Here is a 6,230-nt window from a genome sequence, read left to right as displayed (position 1 = left end):
CCCTGATGAAAAACCAAAGCGAATATCAACCGAAAGGGGGGATTTTGGCTTGATGACAACCATAGAATCTCCCACAATTTACGTGCTGACAGAGACATCCCACCCAAAACCGTGCACCCAAGCCTTGGCAGCCAGCCGGGGCTTTTTTGTGCCCGATCAGGCTGATGTTAATTTTTGTTAACTCAAAAAAGCACTTCACATTATCCGATCACAGGTTCACTATCTTTAACAGATCAGAACAAACACCGTTCGAGTGCTGATGAACTTCGGCGCTCACCCGAGGAGAGATTCATGGATAACAAGAATGTCGGCGTCATTGGTCTGGGTGCGATGGGCCTGGGCATTGCGCGCTCCCTGCTGCGCAGCGGCTTCAACGTTCATGCCTGTGACGTGCGCGCCGCCGTGACCGAGCAATTCGCCAGCGAAGGCGGCGTTGCCTGTGAATCTCCTGCGAGCATGGCCGCTGCCTGCGACGTGATCATCACCGTCGTGGTCAACGCCGAGCAGACCGAAACCGTATTGTTCGGCGACAACGGCGCTGTCGCCGCCCTGCGCCCGGGCAGCCTGATCATCGGTTGCGCCACGGTCGCACCGACCTTCGCCATCGAACTGGGTCAACGCCTCACCGAAAAAGGCCTGCTTTACCTCGACGCTCCGATCTCCGGTGGCGCGGCCAAAGCGGCTGCGGGTGAAATGACGATGATGACCTCCGGCCCGGCTGATTCCTACGCCAAGGCCGACGCGATTCTCAACGGCATGGCGGGCAAGGTCTATCGCCTGGGCGACGTCCACGGCCTGGGCTCCAAAGTCAAAATCATCAATCAGCTGCTGGCCGGCGTCCACATCGCCGCCAGCGCCGAAGCCATGGCCCTGGGCCTGCGCGAAGGCGTCGACGCGGACGCGCTGTACGAAGTGATCACCAACAGCGCCGGTAACTCGTGGATGTTCGAGAACCGCGTGCCGCACATCCTCAAGGCGGACTACACGCCGCTGTCGGCTGTGGATATCTTCGTCAAAGACCTGGGCCTGGTGCTGGATACCGCCCGCGCCAGCAAATTCCCGCTGCCGCTGTCGTCCACCGCCCACCAGATGTTCATGCAGGCCTCCACCGCAGGCTTTGGCCGTGAGGATGACTCCGCCGTGATCAAGATTTTCCCGGGCATCGAACTGCCGACCGCCAAGCCTGAAAACAACTGAGATGACGCTGATGAGCACCACGACTCCGCGCCCTCTGTTGGGCTGCATCGCCGATGACTTCACCGGCGCCACCGATCTGGCCAACATGCTGGTGCGCGGCGGCATGCGCACCGTGCAGAGCATTGGCATCCCGAGCGCCGACAGCCTGGCCGAACTGGATGCCGACGCCATCGTCATCGCGCTGAAATCCCGCACCACGCCGGCTGCAGAAGCGGTCGAAGAATCCCTCGCCGCGCTGCAGTGGCTGCGTGATCGGGGCTGCGAGCAGATCTTCTTCAAGTACTGCTCGACGTTCGACTCCACCGCCAAAGGCAACATCGGTCAGGTCAGCGAAGCGCTACTCAAGGCGCTGAGCAGCGACTTCACTTTGGCGTGCCCGGCGTTTCCGGAGAACGGTCGCACGATTTTCCGCGGCCACTTGTTCGTGCAGGACCAATTGCTCAGCGAATGCGGGATGCAAAACCATCCGCTGACGCCGATGACCGACGCCAATCTGGTGCGCGTGCTGCAATCGCAAACCACCCAAAAGGTGGGCTTGTTGCGTTACGACAGCATCGCCAAAGGCGTCGACGGCGTGCGGGCGCGCATCCACGAGCTGCGTGCCGAAGGCGTCGTCATGGCGATTGCCGACGCATTGTCGGACGCTGATTTGTACACGCTGGGCGAGGCCTGCGCCGACCTGCCGCTGCTCACCGGTGGCTCGGGTCTGGCGCTGGGTCTTCCGGGTAATTTCCGTAAAGCGGGCAAATTGCGTGATATCGATGCCGCGAAGCTTGAGCAGATCGACGGCGGTGAAGTGGTGCTGGCGGGCAGCGCATCGGTCGCCACCAACGGCCAGGTGGCCGCCTGGCTTGAGGCCAGCCGGCCTGCGCTGCGCATCGATCCACTGGCACTGGCTGAAGGCAAACCGGTTGTTGCCGATGCGCTGGCGTTCGCCCGCGATGCCGGGCAAACCGTGTTGATCTACGCGACCAGCAGCCCGGAAGAAGTCAAAGCCGTGCAGCAAAAACTCGGCGTCGAACGTGCCGGCGCGCTGGTCGAGGACGCACTGGGCCAGATCGCTCGCGGACTGCTGGACGCGGGCGTTAAGCGCTTTGTCGTCGCCGGCGGCGAAACCTCCGGCGCCGTGGTTCAGGCCTTGGGCGTGAGCCTGCTGAAGATCGGCGCGCAAATCGACCCGGGGGTTCCAGCGACCATCAGCAGCGGCGCGATGCCTCTGGCCCTGGCGCTGAAGTCCGGGAATTTCGGTGGCCGCGACTTTTTCGACAAAGCCCTCAAGCAGCTGGCAGGAAGTGCGCAATGAGCAACGTAACCAGCAGTTCAGTGAGCGCCGAAAACCAGCAGCGTGAAGAAATCTGCAGCATCGGCCGCTTGCTGTTCGGGCGCGGCTACACCGTTGGCAGCGCAGGCAATATCAGCGCGCGTCTCGACGATGGCTGGCTGATCACGCCAACTGACGCGTGCCTGGGGCGTCTTGATCCTGACGCCATCGCCAAGGTCAATCTGGCCGGCGAATGGGTTTCCGGCGACAAGCCCTCGAAGACCCTGGCCCTGCATCGTCAGGTCTACGACCGCAATGCCAGCGTCGGCGGCGTGGTGCACACCCACTCGACGCATCTGGTCGCGCTGACACTGGCCGGCGTCTGGAAACCGGACGACATCCTCCCGCCCATCACGCCGTATCAGGTGATGAAAGTCGGGCACATTCCCCTGATTGCCTACGAGCGCCCCGGCTCGCCGAACGTCGCTGAACAAGTGGCGAAACTGGCGAACAGCGTGCGCGGCGTGATGCTCGAGCGACTTGGCCCGGTGATCTGGGAAAGCTCGGTCGCCAGGGCTTCTTATGCGCTGGAAGAGCTGGAGGAGACGGCACGCCTCTGGCTGATGAGCAACCCTAAACCTGAACCGCTGGACGCAGCGGCTCTGGAAGAACTGCGCCAGACGTTTGGCGTGAACTGGTAACCCCAACGGCGTTTTGATCGAAAACCGGACTCCCGGTTTTCGGCGGACCGGCTTCGCCGGAAAACAATAACAACGGGACACAACATGACTCCTCTATTGCTCATGATCATCGCCGGAGCCGGCATTGCGCTGTTGCTGCTTCTGGTCCTGAAATACAAATTCCAACCGTTCGTGGCACTGATGCTGGTCAGCATTATCGTGGCGCTGGTGGCCGGGGTTAAACCCGGCGATCTGGTGGCGACCATCGAAGGCGGCATGGGCAAAACCCTCGGCCACATCGCGATCATCATTGCCTTGGGCGCCATGATCGGCCGCATCATCGAGCTGTCCGGTGGCGCCGAGGCGCTGGCCAAGACGCTGATCAACCGCTTCGGCAACCGGCGCACGCCGCTGGCCCTGACCGTCGCGGGTTTCATGGTCGGTATTCCGGTGTTCTTTGAAGTGGGCGTGATCATCCTTATGCCACTGGCCTATGGTGTCGCTCGCGCCGCACGTAAACCGCTGCTGATTTTCGCGCTGCCCATGTGCGCCGCGCTGCTGTCGGTTCACGCCTTCCTGCCGCCACACCCGGGCGCCGTCGCAGCGGCCGGTCAGCTGGGGGCGGACCTGGGTCGCGTGTTGATGTTCGGGCTGCCGATCGTTGCTGTGTTGTGCCTGATCGGCTACCTGATTGCCGGTCGCATCACCCGCAAGACCTACCCGATGACTGATGATATTCGGAGCGAAGTCTACGGTCCGCACATCACCAACCAGGATCTAGTGGCGTGGGCGAACAACGATTACTCAACGACCTCCGAAGCGGCACATGCCAAGGTACTGGGCCTGGAAGAAAGCGCCAGCAGCCTGGCGGCACGTCTGCCAAAAGCGCCGGCGCCGGGCGCAGGCATCATCATCGCGCTGATTCTGCTGCCGATCATTCTGATCCTGCTGGGCACACTGGCGACCACGATGTTGCCGGCCGACTCAATGCTGCGCAGCGTGCTGACCGTTCTCGGTGCACCGCTGGTGGCGCTGCTGATCGACACGCTGCTTTGCGCGTGGCTACTGGGTTCGCGCCGGGGCTGGAGCCGCAGTCAGGTGTCCGATGTCGTGGGTTCGGCATTGCCCGGCGTGGCGATGGTGATTTTGATTGCAGGCGCGGGCGGCGTGTTCGGCAAGGTGCTGGTGGATACCGGTATCGGCGCGGTGGTTTCCGAAGCGCTGCGCAACACCGGCCTGCCGGTTCTCGCCCTGGGCTTTCTGCTGACACTGCTGTTGCGCGCCGTACAGGGCTCGACCACAGTGGCGCTGGTAACCACGGCCGGTATTCTCAGCCCGCTGATCGCCACGCTGAACCTGAGCGCCAACCACATGGCCCTGCTCTGCCTGGCCATGGGCGGTGGCGGTCTGGCCATGTCGCACATCAACGACGCCGGTTACTGGATGTTCACCAAACTGGCGGGCCTGAACGTTGCCGACGGCCTGCGCACCTGGACCTTTCTGGTGACCGTTCTGGGCACCCTCGGTTTCTTGATGACGCTGCTGCTCTGGCCTTTCGTCTAACGGCTTCAATTGGGAGATAACCATGCCTCGCTTCGCTGCCAACCTCAGCATGATGTATCCGCAACACGACTTTCTGGCGCGTTTCTCGGCTGCGGCGAGTGACGGCTTCAAGGGCGTGGAATACCTGTTTCCGTACGACTTCAAGGCCGAGGAAATCAAGCTGCGTCTGGACGACTTCGGTTTGACCCAGGCGCTGTTCAACGCCCCGCCCGGCGACTTCACCAAGGGCGAGCGTGGCATTGCTTCGTTGCCGGGCCGGGAGAGTGAATTCCGCGACGGTTTCCAGAAGGCGCTGGATTACGCAGCGGTGCTGGGCAACGACCGGATTCACGTCATGGCCGGTTTGCTGCCCAGTGAAGACCTGCGCCAGAAGCATCACGCGGTGTACCTGGAAAACCTGAGCTTCGCCACACAGCAAGCCGCCAAGGTCGGGTTGACGGTGTTGATCGAGCCGATCAACACCCGCGATATTCCGGGCTTCTTCCTCAACCGTCAGGATCAGGGCCAGGCTGTGCTTAAAGAAGTGGGCGCCGACAATCTGCGGGTACAGTTCGACTGCTACCACTGCCAGATCGTGGAAGGCGACGTCACCAGCAAACTGCGCCGCGACTTCGCCGGCATCGGCCACATCCAGATCGCCGGCGTGCCGGACCGCCATGAGCCGAGCGTGGGGGAAGTGAATTACCCGTGGCTGTTCGAAGAGATCGACCGCTTGGGCTACACCGGCTGGGTCGGCTGCGAATACCGTCCGAAAGGCGATACCAGCGAAGGCCTGCAGTGGCTGCGCGATTGGCAGGCACGTCATCCGGCATAACAGGCGCTGTCTTTTTAATGTAGGAGTGAGCTTGCTCGCGATGCGTCAGACCAGATGAAGCTTCTTCGCCTGACACACCGCAATCGCGAGCAAGCTCACTCCTACGAGTTTTTCCTTGATCAGTCATCCGCGTCCATTGCGCGATCACTCGTTGATCACGTCTTCTTTGAACTGATCCTTCACGTAGCTGATTTCGGTCTTGCCGTGTGGCGCCGGCAGGCCGTCTTCGCCCAAGTTAACGAAGACCATTTTCTCGACCGTGAGTATGCTCTTGCGGGTGATCTTGTTGCGCACCTGGCAGGTCAGCGTAATGGAGGTGCGGCCGAACTCGGTAGCGGTAATCCCCAGTTCGATGATGTCGCCCTGACGCGAGGCGCTGACGAAGTTGATCTCGGAGATGTACTTGGTCACGACGCGCTGATTGCCTAACTGAACAATGGCGTAGATGGCCGCCTCTTCGTCGATCCAGCGCAGCAGGCTGCCGCCGAACAACGTGCCGTTGGGGTTGAGGTCTTCGGGTTTTACCCATTTGCGGGTGTGGAAGTTCATGGGGACTCCGGGATGTTTGGGCGACGGTGGTGGATGTGCTCCAGCTTCAAGCTTCAAGCCTGAAGCTGCAAGTCAAAAGCAGGTCCGCTGTTGTTTACCGCTTGCCGCTTGCAGCTTGCCACTTGCAGCTCAAAGAAAGATAATCGCCACCGCTTCAAAAAACGGT

The 6,230-nt window shown here is 61.5% G+C and carries 7 protein-coding genes; 6 read left to right on the top strand and 1 reads right to left on the bottom strand.

What is annotated here, in order from left to right:
* From AC07VF_RS25875 to otnI, 6 genes are all read left to right on the top strand, one after another.
* Positions 1 to 181, top strand: a 181-nt coding sequence (locus tag AC07VF_RS25875; protein WP_495010095.1) for a hypothetical protein, incomplete at its 5' end; no start/stop codon positions are given.
* Positions 175 to 1,197, top strand: a complete 1,023-nt coding sequence (gene ltnD / locus AC07VF_RS25870) for an L-threonate dehydrogenase (RefSeq protein WP_274598110.1) — start codon at positions 175 to 177, stop codon at positions 1,195 to 1,197. The genes AC07VF_RS25875 and ltnD, both read left to right, overlap by 7 nt.
* A 10-nt stretch (positions 1,198 to 1,207) precedes the next feature.
* The gene (otnK, locus tag AC07VF_RS25865; protein WP_495010096.1) at positions 1,208 to 2,500 is read left to right on the top strand and encodes a 3-oxo-tetronate kinase; all 1,293 of its coding nucleotides are present in this window, start codon (positions 1,208 to 1,210) and stop codon (positions 2,498 to 2,500) included.
* Positions 2,497 to 3,159 (top strand): 3-oxo-tetronate 4-phosphate decarboxylase, encoded by a 663-nt coding sequence (gene otnC, locus AC07VF_RS25860; RefSeq protein WP_495010097.1) that lies wholly within the window; start codon positions 2,497 to 2,499, stop codon positions 3,157 to 3,159. Before otnK ends, otnC begins: the two co-directional genes overlap by 4 nt.
* Positions 3,160 to 3,243: 84 nt before the next feature.
* Positions 3,244 to 4,701 (top strand): GntT/GntP/DsdX family permease, encoded by a 1,458-nt coding sequence (locus AC07VF_RS25855; RefSeq protein WP_495010098.1) that lies wholly within the window; start codon positions 3,244 to 3,246, stop codon positions 4,699 to 4,701.
* Positions 4,702 to 4,723: 22 nt separating this feature from the next.
* Complete coding sequence (gene otnI / locus AC07VF_RS25850) at positions 4,724 to 5,515, top strand: 2-oxo-tetronate isomerase (RefSeq protein WP_282368538.1); 792 nt, start codon at positions 4,724 to 4,726, stop codon at positions 5,513 to 5,515.
* Positions 5,516 to 5,659: 144 nt separating this feature from the next.
* On the opposite strand, the gene AC07VF_RS25845 is transcribed toward otnI, so the two are convergent.
* Positions 5,660 to 6,064: an acyl-CoA thioesterase gene (locus AC07VF_RS25845; protein ID WP_192173210.1), complete on the bottom strand. Its 405-nt coding sequence runs from the start codon at positions 6,062 to 6,064 to the stop codon at positions 5,660 to 5,662.
* Between the last annotated feature and the right edge of the window lie 166 nt (positions 6,065 to 6,230).

The sequence above is a fragment of the Pseudomonas sp. GW821-FHT02H06 genome (assembly GCF_059421525.1).
The sequence above is the reverse complement of the archived record's forward strand: the minus strand, read 5'-3'. Positions and strand labels throughout refer to the sequence as shown.

Bases quoted from the DNA above. Each gene is read 5' to 3' on its own strand.
- otnK (WP_495010096.1), top strand. From the start codon at position 1,208: ATGAGCACCACGACTCCGCGCCCTCTGTTGGGCTGCATCGCCGATGAC.
- AC07VF_RS25855 (WP_495010098.1), top strand. From the start codon at position 3,244: ATGACTCCTCTATTGCTCATGATCATCGCCGGAGCCGGCATTGCGCTG.
- AC07VF_RS25845 (WP_192173210.1), bottom strand. From the start codon at position 6,064: ATGAACTTCCACACCCGCAAATGGGTAAAACCCGAAGACCTCAACCCC.
- otnC (WP_495010097.1), top strand. From the start codon at position 2,497: ATGAGCAACGTAACCAGCAGTTCAGTGAGCGCCGAAAACCAGCAGCGT.
- otnI (WP_282368538.1), top strand. From the start codon at position 4,724: ATGCCTCGCTTCGCTGCCAACCTCAGCATGATGTATCCGCAACACGAC.